This window comes from Defluviitoga sp., assembly GCF_035349255.1.
Taxonomy (GTDB): domain Bacteria; phylum Thermotogota; class Thermotogae; order Petrotogales; family Petrotogaceae; genus Defluviitoga.
Window position 1 is genome coordinate 1 of record NZ_DAOPSE010000022.1, and the last position, 22,393, is coordinate 22,393.

Sequence of the window (22,393 nt, forward strand, 5' to 3'; positions counted from 1 at the left end):
CTACAAAATAGCTGTTAGGATCCTCTTTAGAACGTTTCCTTCCTTCTTCTATAGCAACTGAAAAATCGCCATCATATTCAACTATTTTTACACCTTTACTTCTTAGAAGTTCTTTTTTCCAACGCTTTGCATCTTTAGACATATGCACTACTACCTTAAAACCAATTTTAGCGCTTATAATACCTATACTCAAACCCAAGTTTCCCGTACTTCCAACCTGTACTGTAAAATTTGAAAAGAACTTTTTGTACCTTTCTTCCGATAAAACACTATAATCATCGTCAATAGAAAGCATAATATTTTCTATAGCTAACTTCTCGGCATGTTTTAAAACTTCATATATTCCACCTCTTGCTTTTACAGAACCAACTATCGGAAGTAAATCATCCCTTTTTAGTAATAATGTTCCTTTTATTTTTCTTGAATAATCACATTCAAGCCTCTTCTTCATTTTATTAATTTCATGAACAGGAGATTCTATAATACCGTCTTTTACTTCCGGAAACTCTTTTCTAATATATGGTGCAAATCTTTGTAACCTAGCTTCTGCATCTATAACATCTTCATATGATATAGGTAAAGTACTAAGAATGTCTTTAAACTTCATTTTATGATCATTAATCCACATAACTTCTTCCAATGTCTTTATCTTAGAAATTAATAGAGGATCTTCTCTTGATTTGAAAACATAATTCATCTTTAATCTCCTTTTGAATTTTTTATAAATTGCCTAGCTTCTTTTTTAAATGATTTTAGGTATCGCTTAATTCCATTAGGAAGGTGAATCTTTCACTTTTAAATTACCATAAATTATTATACCTGGAGGAATTAAACAATCAAAAATACTAATTGTTACAAAAAAATGACCTTATTTCTATAGTTAAACTTCAAGTTGTATTATTCACATTATGGTATAAGAACAGTCGTGATATAATTTATTTGTATATTAATAAAATATCCATACAACAAATAATTATTATTTATAAATACTAATCATAAAGTTAAGGAGTGAGATTATTATATGAAAAAGTTTATCACTTTTTTCACATTAATAATATTTACCTTCACATTATTTAGTCAATCATTATTTGACATTACTTCCATAAAGTCTAATATAGAAAGATTAAAAGCATATGAGGAAATTGTAGAACAATTAAATGAAATAGAAAGCGAAGAAAATGATTTAAAAAAATTAGACTTGTACGACAAGTTTTTTGAAGAAAAACTTTTGAAAATACCTATTAGCTTGGAAAAAGGTGTCGTTACAAGGATAATAGATGGAGACACTGTCGAAATTGAAATCGATGGAAAAATATATAAAACAAGATTCGTTGGTATTGATACCCCTGAAAGCACTACAAAAATTGAACCTTTTGGCCTGGAGGCCTCCCTTTTTACTACCAAAGAATTATTAGGTAAAACTGTATATCTTGAAAAAGATGTTTCAGAAACAGATAGGTATGGAAGACTTTTGAGATATATTTGGCTTGAACCACCAAATGAGATAAATGACTTGGAAATACGTACAAAAATGTTTAATGCTATTCTTCTACTAAACGGATTCGCAAAAATTTCAACTTTTCCACCTGATGTCAAATATGAAGAATATTTTTTAACTTATTCGAAAGAAGCTCAAGAAAATAATTTAGGCCTATGGGCTTTGATTGAGGAATCAGTAAGTTTACTTAATGATTCCACAACATTAACCGATTCTTCTTCACCTAATCCAAAGCTTTATGTTGATTCCGAAGGAAGAGGGCTAATAAAAGGGAACATTAACTCCAGTGGAGAAAAAATCTACCATATACCCGGTGGAATATACTATGAACAAACTATTCCTGAAGTATGGTTCAAAACAGAAGAAGAAGCTCAAGCTGCAGGTTTTAGAAAATCAAAAAGATAATGGTTTCAACAAAAGCAAGAGATACTTAATCTTTGTTAGATAAAATGCAGAGATATTTTCCTTTTGTCTCAAAACTTGAAACCGTTTCTTCTAGTAATCTGGATTATAATAGTGGTTGTAAATAAAATACATTATAATTGAACGTGATTTTTAAAATTCATGAGGTGACCATTTTGACGAATAGTTTAGTAAAAAAAATAACGTTAGAACTCAAAAATATTATATTAGAAGAGATTACAAAGGATGAATCTATATCACTTCAAATCTTTTTAAGTTTTATTGTAATCAAGGTATTGGAAACAAAAAAATTGATAGATAAATCACTTCGGATTTTTGAAGAGAATAGCGAAGAATTCTTTCTTTCATCCAGATATTTCGAACAGATTAAATATTTGAATAAAAATTTCAATAATTTTCATTCAATTTTGCCTATGAGTCAACAAATTTCTGAAAGTACTCTTAAAAAAATTAGTTGCTTGTTCAAAGAAATACCTGAGGACAGTTGGAATAAAGAAGAAATAATCTCTTGGTCTTATGAATATTACAACCATCCATCTGAGAAGATATCGGTTGCTAATTCTCGGTTTTATACTCCTGCATGGATTATAGAATATCTAGTAGAACATACGTTAATCAGAAATTTTGCTAATAACAAAAAATTAAACATTGAAGATATTAAGATTATAGATCCAGCTTGTGGTTGCGGTAACTTTATAATCCAAATATATGATGTATTAAAGAATATCTATTTAGATAGAGGTTATACCCCAAGAGAAGCTGCAAAAACGATAATAGCTCAAAATCTTTATGGTGTTGATACAGATGAAAAAGCTGTAGAAATAACAAATTTGATCGTAAAAATAAAAGCTTTAGAAGATGGCTTAGATAAAATACCTGACACAAATTTTGTATCAATTCCTCAATTTGAAACTGATAACCCACTCTTACCAAAACTTGAAGTAATGGGGAGTTTAATTACAGAAAAAGATCTTAGAAGACTAATAAAAATGGATATTCAAGACACAAAACTTTCAAGAGTGATAAATATTTTAACTGAAAAGTATGACATAGTTCTAACTAATCCTCCTTATCTTGATTCGTCGGATTATAACGATGAGTTGAAGAAATACATATATGAAGATTACAAAGATTTTAGAAAGAACTTATATTCATGTTTTATTAAAAAAAATTATGAGCTGCTAAAAGATGAAGGATACATTGGAATGATCACACCGCAGACTTTTATGTTTATTAGCAGTTATGAACAAACACGAAAGTTTATATTAGATAATATGGAGATAGAAACGTTAGTTCATTTTGGGTTAGGGGGAGTCTTTGATTCTGCTCTTGTAGATACCGCTATGTATGTTTTAAAAAAGGGCCAAGAAAACTCACAGGGAGAATATATAAAACTCATCTCATTCAATGGAAAAGATGAGAAAAAGAAAGTTTTAGAAGAAATTTGGAAAAATCAAAATCAAAAATATATAAATAAATACGTTTACAAAGTTGATAAAAAAGTATTTTCAAAGGTACCACGGTGTCCGTTTATTTACTGGGTGAATTCTGATATGATTAATATTTTTGAAAATGAAAATTTACAATCATATTGTGATGTAAGGCAGGGAATCGCAACAGGTGATAATAAAAAATTCTTGAGATACTTTTGGGAAGTAAGAAAGGAAGACATTAGCTTTAACTATAAAGAAGATGGGAAAAAGTGGGTTCCTTATGCCAAAGGTGGTCCTTACAATAAATGGTTTGGCAATCTATGGTGGGTAATAGCCTATGACGAAGAAAATTTTAATCTTCTTAAAAACATGGGCAACAACCTTCCTAACAGAAAGTATTATTTTAAAAAAGGAATTACTTATACGATGACAACTTCTAAAGGTTCTACTTTTAGGTATTTACCGGAAAATTTTTTATTTGATTGCAAAGGAAGCTCCATTTTTTTTAAAGAAGAAAAGTATATTTTTAGATTTCTTGGTTTATTGAATAGCTCATTGTTTTCTTATATGGAGAAAATTATCGCGGGAAGTGTAGACCTTGAAGTGGGAGATCTTAAAAAATTGCCTGTACCGCCAAGTATAATTAACGATTCAAAAAACTCGAAAAAACTTGAATTACTAGTTAAACTTAATGTAGCAATAAAAAAACAAAACACTCAGATTTATCCCACAGAATTTCACTTTGACGAAACATTTTTTTGTAAATGTTCTAATTTTCATTCATATTTACAAATCAAGAATGCACTTGATACATACTTGTTACTATCTAATGGTTTAATTGATTTGATTGTTTTTGATTTGTATAATCTACCAATCAAAAATTATAATGAAGTGTATCAAAGTGAAGGTTTTCCTTCTGCTTTTTATCCGAGTGAAACAAAAGATTTTGATAAGCTCCCTCCGTTAGTTTCTTTGGTACAAGATAATTATATGAATGATTTAAATTTAAGTGACGAAGACCTTGATAGTATAGAATTTTTATTAAAAGATTTTTATAAAAACAAAATAAAAGATCTAAAATTAAACGTTTCTACGAAATATGCTATCCCTAAGGAATATTACGACAATTTTGTCGAGAATTTAAGCAGAAAAGCTTTGCAAAATCCTGTTTCAATTTTCAATAATATTAAAAATGAAGAATTTCAATTAAAACAACTGTGCTACTTAAAAATCGATGATGATATTAGAAATTACTTGTTAAAATCCCAACAAGGTTTTATCTACTATGGGTTTTCGAGTAAGAATGAAGAAGCATTATTAGACGAAATCTTCAAAGATCGTTCGTTTCTTGAAAGAATACTAAATAAAGATTTAAAGACTTTTATTGAAAAAGATTATTTCTTATTTCATGAAAAACTTTATAAAAATCGGCCTGTAGTTTGGAAATTAGGAAATAAAAATTACGGCTTTTTAATTCATTATCATAATATGAATGAAAAAACCAAAAAAAATATGTTGTCTTTTTTGAAAAAACAGGATTCTACTAAAAAAGATTTGCATGATTTTACAAATAAAATAAAAGGCATAAACTTTGATGTTATTATAGACGATGGAGTTTTAATTAACCGCGAAAAATTTCTCAAAGTTTTGCCGAAATAAACAGTTGATTCTAAGACGATTAAAAGAGGTGATAGAATTGAATCCTCCAATTTTTTCTAAAACTTTAAAAAAAGCACAGGCTGAATTTAACAAAATTCATAACTTTTTGATAGGAGACCCCTTGGTAAAAGAAACGCTATTTACTTCAGATTCTAGGCTATTTAGTACTTTGCGAATGATAAATATCTTCTTTTCGTTTGTAGTTTTTATACCTATATTCGCTAGTTTTTGGAATTTTAACCTACCTCATTTTTTGGGTTATTTACTATGCGCATTTGGAGTTTACTTAACATGGGTTTTTGAATGGATAACAAAATCGACGATCTTAGAAGAAATAAGAACATTTACTATAATTCAAATTTCTCTACATAGTGTATTTGGAATATGGTTAAGATTTTATGACAAATTTGAAATTTACGATTCTATCTTACACATTACTGGCGGTATGTGGCTAGTATTCCTTATTTACCCACTAGTAATTGGAATCGAATTACTTTCAGCTGACTCTAAAAGTCCTTTTTTCTATTTTAAGATTGTAATTATTACTTTGACTATCGTGACTACTCTAGGTGTTTTTTGGGAAATAGGAGAATTTGTATCGGACCTAATTTTTAGGAATTATCCTGGTTATAGGCTAGCTCAGGAAGACAGCATTTTTGATACCATGACCGATATCATAGCAAATCTTATTGGAACTATAGCGGGCATGGAGATCTTTTGGTTGACACTCAAGAAACTTAACAAATCAAGAGATATGGATTTATTATTCGAACGAATGGGAAAAGCTTTAAAAGATTATGTAAACCAAGAATAAAAAAATAAAAAAACGCTTATTTTGTAATTTTCCGTAAATGTAAATCTTAGAAAGGAGTGATAAATATCAATCCTCCCATTTTTTCGAAAACTTTGAAGAAAGCACAGGCTGAGTTCAATAAGATTCATAATTTTTTGATCAGGGATCCAATTGTAAAAGAAACTCTATTTACTACTGATTCTATATGGTATTCTGTTTTAAGATACACTAATGTTGTTCTATCTTTTATAATTTTAATTCCTTTAGTGGATAGTATAATAAAATTAAATATTCCCAGAATTTTAACGTATCTTTTTTGTGGTTTCGGAATTTATTTATCTTGGGTATTTGAATGGGTCACGAAATCTCCTATACTTGAAGAAATAAGAACATTTACAATAATTCAAATCAATTTACACGCTTTTGTAGGAGGATGGCTTGGATTTTATGATAAATTTGAAATTTACGATTTTATCTTACATGTTACGGGAGGCATGTGGTTAGTGTTTCTTATATTTCCATTAATAATTGGTATAGAATTGATTTCCACCGATTCTAAAAGTCCTTTTTTTTACTTGAAGATTGTGGTCATTACTATAGCTATTGTGACTACTCTGGGAGTTTTCTGGGAAATCATAGAGTTTACATCAGATTTGATGTTTCACAATTATCCAGGATATCGATTAGCTCAAGTAAACAATTTTGATACCATGACCGATATCGTTGCAAACCTTATTGGAGCAATAGCGGGTATGGAAGTCTTTTGGTTGACATTGAAGAAACTAAACAAATCAAGAGATATGGACTTATTATTTGAAAGAATGGGGAAGGCTTTGAAAGACTATATTAATCACAAGAATTAAACCTTAAATTTCGTAACAAATCTCGAAAATCATAATCTTAAAATTTTTAACTTTTGCTTTACTAAAGAAAAAATTTTTATCATATCTATATTGTTTTAAAATATGCTAAAATATACACAAACTTATAAAAGTAGAGGGGAGGCAAACGTTGAACGAAATGGCATCTTTAGGAATTATTGAAAAATCGTTATGGGGATCTACTAAAGAAGGTATCCCAGTAGATCTGTATACTTTAATTAACCAAAATGGACTTATGATGCAAGTTACAAATTATGGAGCTACATTAGTAACTTTGTATGTACCTGATAAATCTGGACATTTATCGGACGTTGTTTTAGGTTTTGACTCCCTTTCAGATTATGAAAAATCTTCCCCTTACAACCCATTTTTTGGTGCCACTATAGGAAGATATGCAAACAGAATAGCGTTGGGACAATTCTCTTTGAATGGTAGAATATATTCTTTAGCTCAAAATGATGGAAACAATCATCTTCACGGAGGTATAAAAGGATTCCATAAACAAGTTTTTGAACCACTACCTATGAAAACACCCGAAGGTCCGTCCATACACTTAAAACGCTTAAGTCATGATGGAGAAGAAGGATATCCTGGTAATTTAAGAGTTTGCATTACATATACATTAACTAACAACAATGAAGTTAAAATTTATTATTATTGTACTACTGATAAACCAACAATAGTTAATCTAACTAATCATAGCTATTTCAATTTATTGGGTGAAGGTTATGGAAACATTTTAGATCACGAAGTAACTATTTTTGCTAATAATTATACACCTGTAACTAAAGATTTGATTCCTACGGGAGAAATCTTTCCAGTTCAAGGAACTCCTTTTGATCTAACATCTTCTGTCACCCTCAGAGGTCAACTAGAAAAGTTTTCTAATGTTTCTTTTAAAGGTTACGATCATAATTTTGTCCTTAATAACAAAGATAGTAGCTTAAAACTTGCAGCTAAAATAAAAGAACCCAATAGTGGAAGAGTGATGAAAATATATACAACAGAAATTGGAATTCAGTTCTATACAGCAAATACAGTTAGCACCTTTGGAAAAGAAGGAAAATATTATGGGCAATATGCGGGTATGGCCCTAGAAACGCAACATTATCCCGATTCACCAAATCATTCCAATTTTCCTTCTGTAGTTTTAAAACCAGGTGAAACATATTCATCAACAACAATTTATAAATTTCTAACAGAAGAGTCAACAAGCACCTACTTAGAAAGCTAGAGACTCATAAAAATTCATTTACTTTTTTGTAAGTTGATGTGTTTTTATTCTGAAACTGATAAAAAGAAATATCCCCTATCTTTTTTATCTGGGGATATTTTTTAATAAAATTTATCTTCTATGCTTGCTGAGTTATAAGTTCTTTCTCTGCTTTGTGAAACTTTCTGAAAAACACTTTTTCGATTTCTACAAGAATCACAAACACAAAAGAAAGTCCTAAAACCCATAGCCACTGGTTTATATTGAGAACAGAAATTTCAAAAATTTTACTTAAGAAAGGTGTATCCAAAACTAATTGTAAAAGTATTCCTATGCCTATGGCCAATATTAAGAATTTGTTGCTGAAAAAATCTATTTTTAATAAAGATTCTTTGTTTGAACGTGAATTTAAAGCATGGAACAACTGTGAAAATACCAAAGTCATAAAAGTCATAGTTTCAGCAATTACAACGCTATATTTATTTCCGATCAAAAATGCAGTTACAGCTAAAAAACTCATTATAATTCCCTCGATTAATACTTGAATACCCAAGCCATCTGCAAATATACTTTCGTCTCTTTTTCGTGGTCTGGATTTCATTACATCTTCTGTGGGTGGATCCATTCCTAAAGCCAATGCTGGAAGGCTATCAGTAACAAGATTTATCCATAAGAGATGGATAGCAAGTAGAGGCTGACCGAGTCCCATTAAATTAGCAATAAAAACAGTAAGAATTTCAGCAATATTGCATGAAAGAAGATATCTAACTGATTTGCGTATGTTAGAATATATTGTTCTACCTTCTTCAACTGCAGAAACAATAGTGGCAAAATTGTCATCAGCTAAGACCATATCCGCAGCTTCTTTGGCCACCTCTGTTCCTGTTATTCCCATGGCGATACCAATATCAGCCTGTGCAAGAGCAGGTGCATCGTTTACCCCATCTCCAGTCATTGCAACAATTGCCCCATTCTTCTGCCAAGCTTTAACTATCATTACTTTATGCTCTGGTGAAACTCTAGCATAAACTCTAATCTTTTTTACATTTTTTTCTAGTTCTTCAAAATCCATTTTCTCGAGTTCTTCTCCAGTAACAACTTTTTCACCTTCATGAAGGATACCTAAACTTTTAGCAATCGCTTCAGCGGTAAGTTTATGATCCCCTGTAATCATTACTGTTGTAATACCTGCCAAATCACATTTTTTAATAGCTTCTTTTGCTTCTGGCCTTGGAGGATCGATCATTCCTATAAGACCAAAAAAAACAAGGTTATTTTCTAGTGCGCCTTTATCAAAATCATCAGTATCAATTAACTTATAGGTTATTGCTAGAACTCTCATTCCATTTTTAGCAAGTTCTTCATTTGCTCGATCGATATCTTTTAAATCATCTAGTGTAATGGGTCTTATTGTTCCGTTTTCATCTATATGAGTGCATTTTGAGATGAGATATTCTAATGCACCCTTTGTAATAGAAATTAACAAATTTTCATTTTTGTGTACAGTCGTCATAAGCTTTCTATCTGAGTCAAAAGGAAGTTCATCTATTCGTGGATACTTTGCTTCCAGCTCAAGCTTATCTGCACCTAGTTTTTTAAGTGCTGCAACTAAAGCAACTTCTGTGGGATCTCCAATTTTTTCTCCTTCTTCACTAATTCTTGCATCAGTGCACAAGGCAGAAGAAGCTATTAACTTGAAAATTCTATTGTCAACGTTAGTTTCTTTAAATCTCTTTATATTTCTATCAACATAAACATAGGTTACTGTCATTTGATTTAAAGTAAGAGTTCCTGTTTTGTCGGTACAAATTACGTTCGCACTCCCCAAAGTTTCCACTGCAGGTAGTTTTCTTATTATGGCATTTCTTTTTGCAAGCCTTTGTACTCCAATCGCAAGTGTAATGGTAACAATGGCAGGAAGCCCTTCAGGAATGGCTGCTACCGCCAAGCTCACAGAAGTTAAAAACATTTCTAGAAGAGGCGTATCCCTTAAATAACCAATTAAGAAAATCACAGCACAAATAACTAATGCAGCTATACCTAATGTTTTACCTAGCTTGTTTAATCTTTCTTGCAAGGGGATAGTTTCTTCTTCCTGGCTCATCATCGAAGCTATTTTTCCCATTTCTGTGTTCATTCCTGTGTTAGTAACAATCATCTTACCCCGACCGTACACAATTGTGGTACCAGCAAAAACCATATTTATTCTATCACCTAAACTTACATTTTCTGAATCTAAAGGATCTATTTGTTTTTCTACGGGAACAGATTCCCCTGTGAGTGATGATTCATTTACTTTAAGGGCAGCTGCTTCTATAAGTCTTCCGTCAGCCGGTACGAAATCACCAGCTTCCAACAAAACAATATCTCCTGGTACTATTTCTTTTGATGAAATTATCTTCACTTCTCCATCTCTTAAAACTTTGGCTTGAGGAGTAGAAAGCTTCTTCAGAGCCTTCAAAGCTTCATTAGCCCTGTTTTCTTGAATTGCTCCTAGCAAAGCATTGAGAACTACTATAGCTAGAATTATTGTGGCATCTATAACTTCTCCAACAAGTAAAGAGATCGCAATAGCTATTAACAAAATGATTATCATAAAATCCTTAAACTGATTGATGAACATTTGAAAAAAGGTTTTTCCTTTTTTCTCTTCTAATTCATTATACCCATATTTTTGTAATCTTCTTTCTGCTTCTTTGGAAGATAAGCCCTCAATATTTGTATCTAATTCCTTTATGACTTCTTCCACTTCCTTGGTGTAAAAACTTGCCATCATATCCCTCCATAGAGATCGAAGTTATTAATGTTTAAAGAATAACTCTTCTATAAAACAGAAAAGAGACCTTTATTCATGTATGAATAAAGGTCTCACTCTCAAAAATTTGCCACACCACCGGGCTATTTTGCCGTGATGACGATAGTGTAGAACGAGTTACTCCCCTTTGGTATTATTCTACCATATTTTAAATTTCTTTTCAACAAATATATTGTATATAAATTTAAAGTTCAAAGTTTTAATATTTTTTTATTCTATAATTAACTTTATGATATAATACTTTTACCATCTCAATTAAAAGAAATCAATCGATAGCCAAAGGAGGAGGAAGTTTATGAAAAAATTTACTGAAACCCATGAATATGTTATAATTGAAGGAAATATAGCCATCGTAGGGGTTACAAAGAAGGCTGCAGAAGAACTAGGAGACATAACATATGTTGAATTGCCTCAGGTTGGAAAGATAGTAAAAAAAGGAGAGATACTTTGTACTATAGAATCCGTTAAAGCTGCTGAAGATGTATACGTACCTGTAAGTGGCAGAATTATTGAAGTAAACTATGAATTGGAAGACTCACCAGAAATAATAAACGAAGATGCGGAGAGTAGGGGATGGATTGTGAAAATAGAAATGTCTAACCTCGCTGAGATTGAAGAGCTTTTAGAAGAAGAACCTGAAATTTAAAAACATTAAAAAGTCCTCAACTGAGCTTGAGGACTTTTTGAGAAATAATTAAACCAATTTCTAGTTGCTTAATTGTTATTCTTCGAAGTTAAAAACCATCTTTCTACATAGAGAAAATTTCTTTCTTCCCGTTTGTTAAATCTTTTGTATACTTTATTGAATCTTCAATATATTTTAGTAAGGATATGCTATAATTCAACTGAATTATAGCTTGGGTTTTTATAGAAACTAAAAGTGTTGGAGGAACTTCAATGAAGGTATTTATGAGTGATTTGCATATTGGTTTAGGAAACGAAATTGATGATTTTATTTATGATGAGAGACTAATTAAATTATTAAAAGAACTAATCGAGATGGATAAAGAAGATACTGAGTTGTATATAGTGGGAGATTTTTTTGAATTAACAAATGCATTAAATGACGGTTATATGGCTGAGACGGCAATAGAATATGCTGAGCAATTTGATGTTTCGATTATTGATGAGATATTTAACAATCATAAAGAGTTAATCCAAACTTTTCAATGGTTTTCCAAGAAAAATAAAATATATTATATAGTTGGAAATCATGATTACTATCTACTTTTGAATCAGAAGATTTATGATAGAATTGAACAGGAATTTGATAATTGTGAAATAATTCCTTATTATTATGATGAAAAATTCGAACTTTTTGTGATTCATGGAAATCAGTTTGATGTTATGAATAGGTTAAGCAAAGATGAAAACGGAAATATCATTCCATCTTTTACCGAATATATGAATAAGTACATGAATTATCATTTTGGGAAAATTGCTGTAGAGATTCTTTCTGAAGAGTTATACTCCGATTATCAGAATATTTATCCTCAATTAGATGTTTTCAAATGGCTTGATAATTTAAACAAAAAATATTTACTAAAATTCGATTTAAAAAATGAATGGATAAAAATTTTTACGCAACTTATAAAAACCCCTCAAATAAAAAAATGGCTCAAGATAAGTTATCCCGGCGTAAATATTTTATCCAATATTTTTGTAAATAGTATAGGGGCTTTCAAATTGGGGGAAATGATTGTAAGAATAGGGATGTTCTTTAGAAGTATGAGAAATTCCAATTATCTTTTAATGAATGCTGAAAAACTTTTAAATCAGAAGTTTTATATACCTAAAGAGTGCCTGGTCGGTTTTAGTGATCAAGATATTTTTTTGGAAAATGACAAAGTGAAATTTTTAATTATGGGACACAATCATAGAGCATCCATGAATATGATAGAGAATAGGTCAGTGGAAAAAATATACGTAAATACTGGAACTTGGAAATATAGAGTTAGCAGAAATTTAGGGATAAACAGAAACGAATTTGTAAAAAAGAAATTTATATCTTACTTAGTAGTAGGAGAAAAAAATAACAGATTAAATTTTAAAATGGTAAGAGAAGAAGCTTTTTGAAGACAAATTGTATATGAAATTTTACTAAAATGAGAAATAGAAAAAAAATTAATATAATATAATATAAACTAGTTATCAAAATTAATGTAAAAAGGGAGGTTAAATGATGTCAAAGAAATACGTATATGTTTGGAATAAGAACAGAGTCGAAGGTAATGCTAAGATGAAAGATATTTTAGGCGGTAAAGGAGCTAACCTTGCTGAAATGGCTTTATTAGGCCTACCTATACCGCCAGGATTTACAATTTCCGCTGAAGTTTGCAAGTACTATTGGGAAAATGGTATGAAACTTCCCGAAGACTTGAAACCTTCAGTGGAAGCTGCAATGCGTGAATTAGAAGAGTCCACCGGCAAAAAGTTTGGAGATAATGAAAATCCATTATTAGTTTCTGTACGTTCTGGGGCTGCCGTTTCTATGCCAGGAATGATGGACACTATTTTGAATTTGGGTTTAAATGATATATCTGTTGAAGGTCTGGCTAAACAAACTAATAATGAAAGATTTGCATGGGATTCATACAGAAGATTCATACAGATGTTTGGAGATGTTGCATTGGAGATTCCTCATGAAAAATTCGAGGGAGTATTAAACAGGGTAAAAAGAGAAAAGGGAGTAGAAACAGATATAGAATTAGACGCCGACGATTTCAAAAAAGTTGTTGATCTATACAAGAAAATTTATCAGGAAGAAGGAAAAACATTTCCGCAAGATCCTATGGAACAATTGTGGGTCTCAATTGAGGCGGTATTTAGAAGTTGGAACAATCCAAGAGCTATAAAATACCGAGAGATTAACAAATTAGACGATAAAAAATTCTTAGGTACAGCAGTGAACGTTATGGCGATGGTTTTTGGGAACATGGGAGAAGATAGTGGAACTGGTGTTGTATTTACAAGAGATCCCAGTACAGGAGAAAAGAGGTATTATGGAGAATTTTTATTGAACGCTCAAGGTGAAGACGTAGTTGCAGGGATTAGGACGCCGCGACCATTAGACGAATTAAGGGAAATAATGCCGGATGTTTATAAAGAATTAACTGAAATAATGGATAAATTAGAGAGACATTTTAGAGACATGCAAGACATAGAATTCACTATTGAAAGAGGAAAATTGTACATTTTACAAACAAGAAATGGGAAAAGGACACCTGCTGCAGCGGTTAAAATTGCTGTTGATTTAGTGAAAGAAGGTTTAATTGACGAACAAGAAGCAATTATGAGGGTTAATCCTTCTGATATAGAAAAGCTTTTACATCCAGTATTTGACCCCGAAGATTTAAAGAAGGCTCAATATATTGGGAAAGGATTACCAGCTTCACCCGGAGCTGCAACAGGGAAAGTTGTTTTCAGTGCCGAGGAGGCTGAAAAATTTGCTGAACAAGGAGAGCAGGTTATTCTTGTAAGGCCTGAAACATCAGCAGAAGACGTTGGAGGTATGAATGCTGCTCAAGGTATTCTAACCAATCGTGGTGGTATGACTTCTCATGCTGCTGTTGTAGCAAGAGGAATGGGTAAACCAGCTGTAGTAGGTGCAGAAAATATACTGATTGATTTAAAAAACAAGTTAATAAAAGCAAATGGCGTTGTAATAAGAGATAAAGAATGGATTTCTATAGATGGTAATGAAGGAAAAGTTTATGCAGGTAAAATTAAGACAGTAAGACCCGAAGGATTAGCAGGAGATTTGGCAATTTTACTTGAATATGCAGACAAAGTTTCTGATTTGGGAGTGAGAGCGAATGCGGATGTTCCAAGGGATGCTAAAGTAGCTAGAGAATATGGTGCTCAAGGAATTGGTCTTTGCAGAACTGAACATATGTTTTTCGGTCCTGAAAGAATCAATAAAATGAGAAGAGTGATTTTATCAAAGAGCGAAGAACAAAGAAGAAAGGCTTTGGAAGAATTGCTTCCTCATCAGATAGAAGATTTTAAAGGTCTTTTCGAAGAAATGGAAGGTTTTCCGGTTACAATAAGACTTTTAGATCCTCCATTACATGAGTTTGTCCCAGAGACAGACGAACAGATAAGAGATTTAGCTGACAGTTTAGGAATTAGTGAAGATGAGTTAAGGCATACTATAAAAGAGCTTGAAGAATTTAACCCTATGATGGGACATAGAGGAGTAAGGGTGGCAATTACTTATCCAGAAATAGCAGAGATGCAAACAAAAGCCATTATCCTTGCTGCTATAGAGTTGATGAAAGAAGGTAAGAAGGTACATCCCGAAATAATGATCCCTCTAGTTGGTAATGTAAAAGAATTTACAATACTAAAAGAATCTATAACTCAAATTGCTGATCAATTGATCACAGAGCATAATGTTGATTTAGAGTATAAAGTTGGCACTATGATCGAAGTTCCAAGAGCGTGCGTAGTTGCTGATCAGATTGGCGCGGAAGCAGATTTCTTTAGTTTTGGAACCAACGACCTAACCCAGCTTGGCTTAGGTTTTTCAAGGGATGACTACGGTAAATTTATCAATGATTACATCGAAAAAGGAATATATGAGAAAGATCCATTCCAGCATATTGATCGAGAAGGTGTTGGCAAATTAATCAAGATTGCTCTAGATGGAGGAAGATCGACTAATCCATATCTAAAGGTTGGAATATGTGGTGAACACGGTGGAGATCCGGAATCTATAGAGTTTGCTCATTTAGTTGGACTAGATTATGTAAGTTGTTCTCCCTACAGAGTCCCAGTTGCACGATTAGCAGCAGCTCAAGCGGCAGCAGAGTACAAGAGGGGTAAAAAAGTAAATTATTAATTTTTTTTAAAAAATATAGCGGGGGTTGAATCCCCGCTTTTTCAATGCTTATAGTATGATTGACAAAACTATTTAATTGTGTTAAAATAAATAAAAATTGTTTTTTTAAGACCGATTTTGTGTGGTGAGTAGTTGTAATGAAAATAGTAGATGTAATTAAGCAAAGAGATAAGCCCATACTTTCTTTTGAAATTATTCCTCCTAAGAGGGGGGACAATATTCAGGATATTTTTAAAGTAGTAGATAGTTTAATGGAATTTTCTCCTTCATTTATAAATGTAACTAAACATGCAAATGAAGTTGAATATTTAGAAACTGGAGCAAAAGTTGTTAAGTTGATAGTTAATAAAAGGCCTGGAACTGTGGGAATTAGTGCTGCGCTAAAAAATAGGTACAAAGTAGATGTAGTTCCTCATCTTTTATGCGTAGGGTTTAATAAATATCAATTAGAAGATATTCTAATTGATCTGAATTATTTGGGAATAGAAAATGTATTTATTATTAGAGGTGACAGGAATAAGTATAACTTTGAAGATCCTAACGAGTATAAATATGCAAGTTTTTTAGTTAAACAAATTTCTGATCTAAACAAAGGTATTTATGTGTCACCTACAAAAAACAACCATTTCACCGATTTTTGTATAGGGGTAGCAGGATATCCAGAAAAACATTTTGAGTCTCCAAATTTAGAAAAGGATTTGGAATATTTAAAGCTAAAAATAGATTTGGGAGCGGAGTTTATTATTACCCAGATGTTTTTTGATGTTGCTTATTACAAAAATTTTGTTGATAAAATTAGAAAATTGGGAATTGATGCTCCAGTGATTCCTGGTTTAAAACCTGTAGTATCTAAAAAATCTTTATACAATATACCAAAATCTTTTTTTATAAATATTCCCAAAGAGTTGGTCGAAGAATTTGATGATGCCAAAACCCCAAGAGATGAATTTAATGTAGGAGTAAAACATACTATAAATATGATTGAGGAATTGTTGGTGGAAGGTGTGCCGGGAATACATATCTTTACAATGGGAAAAGGAGAAGCAGTAAAAAGTGTGTTAAAGGAGTTTCAAAACGTGTTTTAAACGTTTCAAGAATTTAAAAATAAAAAATTTTGACTTTGGGAGGTATTGTTGTGGAAGACATGGAATTTTTTACCTTGACTGATGAAAAAGGTAACGAAAATGATTTTATGTTTTTAAAAGAATTAGAAATAGATGGAAAAACATATTGGATATGTCAAGAAGCTATTAGAGATGAAGAAAATCAAGAGTTGATTCTGGATGGAGTTGTTGCGTTTTTTGTCGAAAAAGAAGAGGGAAAAGTTTATTTAAATAGTATTGATGACGAAGAAGAATTCAAAAAGGTTTCTGACGTTTGGGAGAGTATAGAAGATGAAGTATTTTCCTCTTTTGATTTAGACAGCGACGAGGATTTTGAAGTATATGATGTAGACTTTGATGAAGATGAAGAAGACGAAAATGAGGATATAAACGAAGATTGGTTTATTGAAGAAGACGAAGAAGATGATTTTGATGATGAATATTTTGATGACTATGATGATTTAGATGATGACGATTATAGGTTTGGATTCTAAAATTTGATCTACTAGATAAGAAAGCCGACATTAATGTCGGCTTTCTTATCTTTAGTTTTTTATGAGATTAACAGTTGGCACGCCCGGAGGGAATCGAACCCCCAGCCTGCGGTTTTGGAGACCGCCGCTCTGCCAGTTGAGCTACAGGCGTATTCCAGCAATCCAATTATATCACAAAAAATGAAAAGTAGCAAGGATTTCTTTCTTTAAATAACGGTTAATTCATTTTTTAACATTTCTCTCTTATAGTTATGAAAAGAGCTTTAGCGAGCCACAAGATATTTTTTATAGATATTTTTATTTTATAAAAAAATTAATATAATCGCAACATTAAATTTTCTCTTATGTTTTACTTTTATCAATTTTTTCACCAAAGATCTTTATTTTTGTAGTATACTTGGTTAGGGATCTTAGCGAGGTGATTAAACAAATGTTTGAAAGTCTGCAAAAAAAACTTTCCGGAGTTTTCAAAAATCTCTCTGGAAAAGGGAAGTTAACCGAAAAAAACATAAAGGATGCAGTAAGAGAAGTTAAGTTGGCTTTATTAGAAGCTGACGTTCACTACAAAGTGGTAAAGGAGTTTATAGACAAAGTTAAAGAAGAAGCTTTAGGGGAGAAAGTTCTAGAAAGTTTGACACCGGATCAAGAGTTTGTAAGAATTGTTAGAGATAATTTAATCGAAGTAATGGGGGGCAATAAGAATACCAAAATCAATATTTCTAGAAATCCTGCCTTCATTATGTTAACAGGTCTTCAAGGTAGTGGTAAAACTACTACGGCTGCTAAATTGGCAAATAAATATAAGAAGAAAGGTCGGAACCCCCTCTTAGTTGCTGCTGATACTTATAGACCTGCGGCAATAGATCAGTTGGTCCAGTTAGGTCAAGATATCGGAGTGCCTGTTTATTATGGTGATAAAAAGAGCACAGTTAAAATAGTTGAGGAAAGCAAGAAATTTGCTGAGAGAAATTTACACGATGTTGTAATAATCGATACTGCAGGTAGGTTGCATATTGATGAAGTAATGATGAGAGAATTAGAAGAAATCAAGAAAGCCGTAGAACCCGAAGAAATATTGATGGTAGTGGATGCTATGGTGGGTCAAGATGCTGTTAACTCTGCTAAAGAATTCAATGATAGATTGGATTTAACTGGATTTATAATTACTAAACTTGACGGTGATTCACGTGGTGGAGTTATAATATCAATCCAATATATTACAGAAAAACCGGTAAAATTAGTTGGAGTAGGAGAAAAAATAGACGATCTGGAGGAGTTTTATCCCGAAAGATATGTGAGTAGAATTTTAGGAATGGGAGATGTTCTTTCTTTCATCGAAAAAGTAGAAAAAGAAGTGGATCACAAGAAAGCTGAAGAAGATGCGGAAAGGTTTTTAGAAGGAAAATTTGATTTAGAAGATTATTTAGATCAAATAAAACAAATAAAAAATTTAGGTTCGCTGGGAAGCTTGTTAGAAATGTTACCAAATGTTCCTAAAGATCAGGTAGATATTGTAAAAGGAGAAGAAGAATTAAAAAAGTTTGAAGCTATCATAAATTCGATGACACCTAAAGAAAGGAAGAACCCTAGAATTTTATCATATTCAAGAAAGCAAAGAATTGCAAAAGGTAGTGGAACAACTATTCAAGACATAAATAGGCTTTTGAAAAATTATGAACAATTGAAAAAAACGATGAAACAGATGAAGAAATTAAAAGGAAGAAAATTAATGAGAAATTTCCCATTTTAATTGAATTAGTGTTTTTATCGATAACTAAAAGTTTTAAAAATATGGAGGTGTATTAATGGTAAAAATAAGGTTAAATAGAATGGGGAGGAGACATAAACCCTTCTATAGGGTAGTGGTTGTAGATTCAAGAAATAAAAGAACTGGGAAGTATATAGAATCTTTGGGATATTACGACCCTCTTAATGAATCTAATCAGTACAAGATAGATGAAGAAAAGGCCTTGGAATGGCTTTTAAAAGGAGCCCAACCAACTGATACAGCTAGGAGAATTCTGAGAAAAGCAGGAGTAATGAAAAAGTATGATGAGATTAAGTATCAAGCTCGAGTTTCTAAGAAAAATGAAATGTCAAAGAATCTTTCTGTAACAGAAGGAGAAATTAATCAATGAAAAATTTACTTATGGACATTTTGACAAAAATAGTTAAATATCCAGAAGAGGTAAAAGTAAAAGAAATAGATAATGGAGATGAAAACATTATTTATGAGATCTATGTGAATCCCGAAGATGTTGGACAGATCATTGGAAAAGACGGCAGGACAATTAAGTCAATCAACATTATAATGAATGCCGCAAAAAAAGAGCAGGATAAGAAATTTATATTGAAGGTAATTAGGTGAGTTATTTATGGAAAGTTTAGTTGACTTGTTGAAAAATAAAATTTCAGTTGGGAAAATAATAAATTCTCATGGAGTAAAAGGAGAATTAAAATTTCAACCTTATACCAACGTAGAAAGCATTATCAAAAATATGGAAAATGTTTTATTATATAATCCTAACAACAAGAGGTTCTTCTATAGTAAAGTATTAAAAGTGAAGAATCTCAACAGATTCTTTGTTTTATCCATAAATGGGATAACAAATATGGATGAAGCGAAGAAAATAATGGGATATGAAATCTACATCGAGACAAAAAATCTTCCTCAATTAAAAGAAGATGAGTACTATTGGTATGAAATTATAGGATCTGAAGTTTATTATGAAAATGGTGAATATGTAGGAAAAGTTTCTGACATTATCGAAACTGGGGCCAACGATGTTATTTTCGTAAAAAACGAACACTCTAACTCCGATCTTCAAGATCAAGAAACGTTGATTCCGATGACAGATTTTCATGTTCTTGAACTAAAAAAGGAAGAAAAAATTATTGTAGTTAAAAAAATGGAATGGTATGAGGATGAGTCAAAATAACAAAATGGAGATTACTATATTAAGTATTTTTCCTGAAATGTTTAAAATAATAACTGATTATGGAATCATTAAAAAAGCGATAGAGAAAGGGATTGTAAAATTTAACATTTTAAATTTGCGTGATTTTACTACCGATAAACATAAAGTTACCGATAAACCTGGTTATGGTGGAAGAAATGGGATGGTAATGCTAGCAGAACCTTTTTTTAGATTTTATGATGAGTATGAACAAAGGAATGGTTGCAAACCTTATGTTATTATTCCATCTCCTGAGGGTAAAACTTTTAACAACGAAATAGCACGAGAATTATCCCAAAAAGAAAAATTAGTGTTTTTTTGTGGTAGATATGAAGGAATAGATGAAAGAGTTAAGGCCATTGCCGATCAAGAAATTTCTATAGGAGACTATGTTTTAACTGGTGGAGAATTGCCTGCAATGGTTATTATTGAAGTACTACTTAGATTTGTTCCAGAAGTCGTAGGTTCAAGGGAAAGTGTGGAAAATGATTCTTTTTATAACGGTTTATTAGATCATTCACATTATACAAAACCTGCCGAATTTCGTGGCATGAAGGTACCAGAAATTCTTTTAAGTGGTGACCATAAAAAAATAGAGCAGTTTAGGAAAAAAGATAGTTTATTAAAGACTATTTTAAAACGACCAGATTTATTTGTGAATAAAGAACTAAGCTTTGAAGATAAACAACTTTTAGTAGAGATTGTTCAGGAACTATATCAAAGACACGTTTAGAAACAAAGGAGATTATAGATGTTGAATAAAATGTACGTGGCCTTGATTCATTATCCGATACTGAAGAAAGATGGTTCTATTGTTTCAACTGCAGTTACTAATTTTGATATACATGATATATCAAGGACATGTAGAACTTACAATATAAAAAATTTTTTTCTAGTTACCAATTTGCCTTCTCAACAAAAAATAGTAGAGAGAGTTTTGGAATATTGGACAGAAGGTTTTGGTAGTGAATATAATCCTAACAGAAAAGAAGCTCTTGACATCTTCAAAATGGAAAGTTATTTAGAAGATGTAATAGAAACGATAGAAAAAATAGAAAATGAGAAACCTAAGATAGTTTTTACATCTGCTAAACCTAGAAAAAATATGATGAGGTTTCACGAATTGAGAGAAAAGATAAAAGAGAAGAAAACACCATTTTTAATATTGTTTGGTACAGGATGGGGGATACCAGAAGAGATAAGAGAAATAAGTGATTACGATTTGGAACCTATTAGAATCAACTCAGATTTTAATCACCTTTCTGTGAGAGCGGCAGTAGCTATTACATTAGATAGGTTGATAGGAGAAGAAATATTTTAACAAAAATAAATAATAATAAATTATCATGATATAATAAATGAATAGGTCTCTAAAATTACAAAGAGGAGTTATTACTTTCTTTTTCTGAGTATTAGTGTCAAGAAATTTATTATCAATAAGAAAGGACATTAAGAAAATTTTTACAAAATTTCTATTTTAAATTGCCTATAAAAAATATATTTTAATTTTTCTCAAGACAATAAAAAACTGAAATACAGGAGGTTTTTAAAAATGGACCAATTAATAAATGCGGTAGAAATGAATTTTAAAAGAGAAGATATTCCCGAAATAAGACCTGGTGATACTGTTAGAGTAAATGTGAAGGTAGTAGAGGGTGAAGGAAGTAAAAGAAGAGAAAGGATACAAGCTTTTGAAGGTATTGTTATTAAAATAAGGGGTGCAGGTTTAGGAAAAACATTTACAGTTAGAAAGATTGGTGCGGATAGAATAGGTGTAGAAAGAATTTTTCCTCTTCATTCTCCAGTCATAAGTAGTATTGAAGTGTTAAAGAAAGGAAAAGTTAGAAGAGCAAAACTTTATTACATAAGAGATATAAAGGGCAAGGTTAGGATTAAAGAAAGGCAGGATTGAGCCTTTTGAAGGAGGCTACTAAAAAGAAAGTAATAGACGAAACTTTAGATTGGATATATGCAATAATATATGCACTCATATTTGGAACCATAATAAGATTATTTGTATTTGAAACAATGATGGTTCCAACCCCATCCATGGTTCCAACCATTCAAGTTTATGATAGGTTATTTGTTGAAAAGGTTACTTATCAATACAAGGAACCACAACGAGGAGAAGTCATAGTTTTTTGGACTCCATTTGTTGATATTCGAGCTTTAGAACAACTGAGAGCGTTTGATAAATTTATGGATTTTTTTGCTCCTTCTGAGTTTGAAGGTCATGTCAAATATGTTAAAAGATTGGTTGGTAAATCAGGGGACAATTTAA

Annotated in this window: 20 protein-coding genes and 1 tRNA gene; 18 read left to right on the forward strand and 3 right to left on the reverse strand. The window is 31.4% G+C overall.

The window, feature by feature from the left end; all coding sequences use genetic code 11:
• The coding region (locus tag PKN74_RS05995) for a D-serine ammonia-lyase (RefSeq protein WP_472309579.1) at nucleotides 1-697 on the reverse strand (697 nt) is incomplete at its 3' end.
• Nucleotides 698-1,021: 324 nt separating this feature from the next.
• On the opposite strand from PKN74_RS05995, the gene PKN74_RS06000 reads away from it, so the two are divergent.
• The 5 genes from PKN74_RS06000 (at nucleotide 1,022) to PKN74_RS06020 (ending at nucleotide 7,921) form a co-directional block, all read left to right on the forward strand.
• Nucleotides 1,022-1,903 carry a thermonuclease family protein gene (locus PKN74_RS06000; protein ID WP_472309581.1) on the forward strand — a complete coding sequence of 294 codons (882 nt, stop codon included), beginning with the start codon at nucleotides 1,022-1,024 and terminating at the stop codon, nucleotides 1,901-1,903.
• 173 nt (nucleotides 1,904-2,076) lie between these two features.
• On the forward strand, nucleotides 2,077-5,013 hold the full coding sequence (locus PKN74_RS06005; protein ID WP_472309583.1) for an Eco57I restriction-modification methylase domain-containing protein: 2,937 nt from the start codon (nucleotides 2,077-2,079) through the stop codon (nucleotides 5,011-5,013).
• Between the two features lie 28 nt (nucleotides 5,014-5,041).
• Entirely contained in the window at nucleotides 5,042-5,827 is a 786-nt protein-coding gene (locus PKN74_RS06010; RefSeq protein ID WP_472309585.1) for a DUF2238 domain-containing protein, read from the forward strand.
• Between the two features lie 56 nt (nucleotides 5,828-5,883).
• A complete protein-coding gene (locus PKN74_RS06015; RefSeq protein WP_472309587.1) occupies nucleotides 5,884-6,669 on the forward strand; it encodes a DUF2238 domain-containing protein in 786 nt (261 codons plus the stop codon).
• Nucleotides 6,670-6,826: 157 nt separating this feature from the next.
• On the forward strand, nucleotides 6,827-7,921 hold the full coding sequence (locus PKN74_RS06020; protein WP_472309616.1) for an aldose epimerase family protein: 1,095 nt from the start codon (nucleotides 6,827-6,829) through the stop codon (nucleotides 7,919-7,921).
• 118 nt (nucleotides 7,922-8,039) lie between these two features.
• Here the strand turns inward: PKN74_RS06020 and PKN74_RS06025 are convergent, their stop codons facing one another.
• The gene (locus PKN74_RS06025) at nucleotides 8,040-10,673 is read right to left on the reverse strand and encodes a calcium-translocating P-type ATPase, SERCA-type (RefSeq protein ID WP_472309589.1); all 2,634 of its coding nucleotides are present in this window, start codon (nucleotides 10,671-10,673) and stop codon (nucleotides 8,040-8,042) included.
• 337 nt (nucleotides 10,674-11,010) lie between these two features.
• Between PKN74_RS06025 and gcvH the strand changes: the two genes are divergently transcribed.
• The 5 genes from gcvH (at nucleotide 11,011) to PKN74_RS06050 (ending at nucleotide 17,155) form a co-directional block, all read left to right on the forward strand.
• Entirely contained in the window at nucleotides 11,011-11,361 is a 351-nt protein-coding gene (gene gcvH / locus PKN74_RS06030) for a glycine cleavage system protein GcvH (RefSeq protein ID WP_472309591.1), read from the forward strand.
• Between the two features lie 251 nt (nucleotides 11,362-11,612).
• A complete protein-coding gene (locus PKN74_RS06035) occupies nucleotides 11,613-12,791 on the forward strand; it encodes a metallophosphoesterase (protein WP_472309593.1) in 1,179 nt (392 codons plus the stop codon).
• Between the two features lie 106 nt (nucleotides 12,792-12,897).
• Entirely contained in the window at nucleotides 12,898-15,558 is a 2,661-nt protein-coding gene (gene ppdK, locus PKN74_RS06040; RefSeq protein WP_472309595.1) for a pyruvate, phosphate dikinase, read from the forward strand.
• Nucleotides 15,559-15,695: 137 nt separating this feature from the next.
• Nucleotides 15,696-16,643, forward strand: a complete 948-nt coding sequence (locus PKN74_RS06045) for a methylenetetrahydrofolate reductase (RefSeq protein WP_472309597.1) — start codon at nucleotides 15,696-15,698, stop codon at nucleotides 16,641-16,643.
• A gap of 59 nt (nucleotides 16,644-16,702) precedes the next feature.
• Nucleotides 16,703-17,155 (forward strand): DUF1292 domain-containing protein, encoded by a 453-nt coding sequence (locus tag PKN74_RS06050; protein ID WP_472309618.1) that lies wholly within the window; start codon nucleotides 16,703-16,705, stop codon nucleotides 17,153-17,155.
• A 75-nt stretch (nucleotides 17,156-17,230) separates the two neighbouring features.
• Here PKN74_RS06050 and PKN74_RS06055 read toward each other — a convergent pair.
• Nucleotides 17,231-17,306: transfer RNA gene (locus tag PKN74_RS06055), tRNA-Trp, on the reverse strand.
• A 279-nt stretch (nucleotides 17,307-17,585) separates the two neighbouring features.
• Here PKN74_RS06055 and ffh point away from each other — a divergent pair.
• The 8 genes from ffh to lepB form a co-directional block, all read left to right on the forward strand.
• Nucleotides 17,586-18,905 carry a signal recognition particle protein gene (gene ffh, locus PKN74_RS06060; RefSeq protein ID WP_472309599.1) on the forward strand — a complete coding sequence of 440 codons (1,320 nt, stop codon included), beginning with the start codon at nucleotides 17,586-17,588 and terminating at the stop codon, nucleotides 18,903-18,905.
• 55 nt (nucleotides 18,906-18,960) lie between these two features.
• The gene (gene rpsP, locus PKN74_RS06065; RefSeq protein ID WP_472309601.1) at nucleotides 18,961-19,293 is read left to right on the forward strand and encodes a 30S ribosomal protein S16; all 333 of its coding nucleotides are present in this window, start codon (nucleotides 18,961-18,963) and stop codon (nucleotides 19,291-19,293) included.
• Nucleotides 19,290-19,523 carry a KH domain-containing protein gene (locus tag PKN74_RS06070; RefSeq protein ID WP_472309603.1) on the forward strand — a complete coding sequence of 78 codons (234 nt, stop codon included), beginning with the start codon at nucleotides 19,290-19,292 and terminating at the stop codon, nucleotides 19,521-19,523. The genes rpsP and PKN74_RS06070 overlap by 4 nt, the downstream gene beginning before the upstream one ends.
• 7 nt (nucleotides 19,524-19,530) lie before the next feature.
• Entirely contained in the window at nucleotides 19,531-20,094 is a 564-nt protein-coding gene (rimM, locus tag PKN74_RS06075) for a ribosome maturation factor RimM (RefSeq protein ID WP_472309605.1), read from the forward strand.
• Nucleotides 20,095-20,098: 4 nt separating this feature from the next.
• Nucleotides 20,099-20,845: a tRNA (guanosine(37)-N1)-methyltransferase TrmD gene (gene trmD, locus PKN74_RS06080; protein ID WP_472309620.1), complete on the forward strand. Its 747-nt coding sequence runs from the start codon at nucleotides 20,099-20,101 to the stop codon at nucleotides 20,843-20,845.
• A gap of 18 nt (nucleotides 20,846-20,863) precedes the next feature.
• A complete protein-coding gene (locus PKN74_RS06085; RefSeq protein WP_472309607.1) occupies nucleotides 20,864-21,433 on the forward strand; it encodes an RNA methyltransferase in 570 nt (189 codons plus the stop codon).
• A 231-nt stretch (nucleotides 21,434-21,664) separates the two neighbouring features.
• Nucleotides 21,665-22,024, forward strand: coding sequence for a 50S ribosomal protein L19 (rplS, locus tag PKN74_RS06090; RefSeq protein WP_472309609.1), 360 nt, complete (start codon nucleotides 21,665-21,667; stop codon nucleotides 22,022-22,024).
• A gap of 5 nt (nucleotides 22,025-22,029) precedes the next feature.
• The coding region (gene lepB, locus PKN74_RS06095; RefSeq protein WP_472309611.1) for a signal peptidase I at nucleotides 22,030-22,393 on the forward strand (364 nt) is incomplete at its 3' end.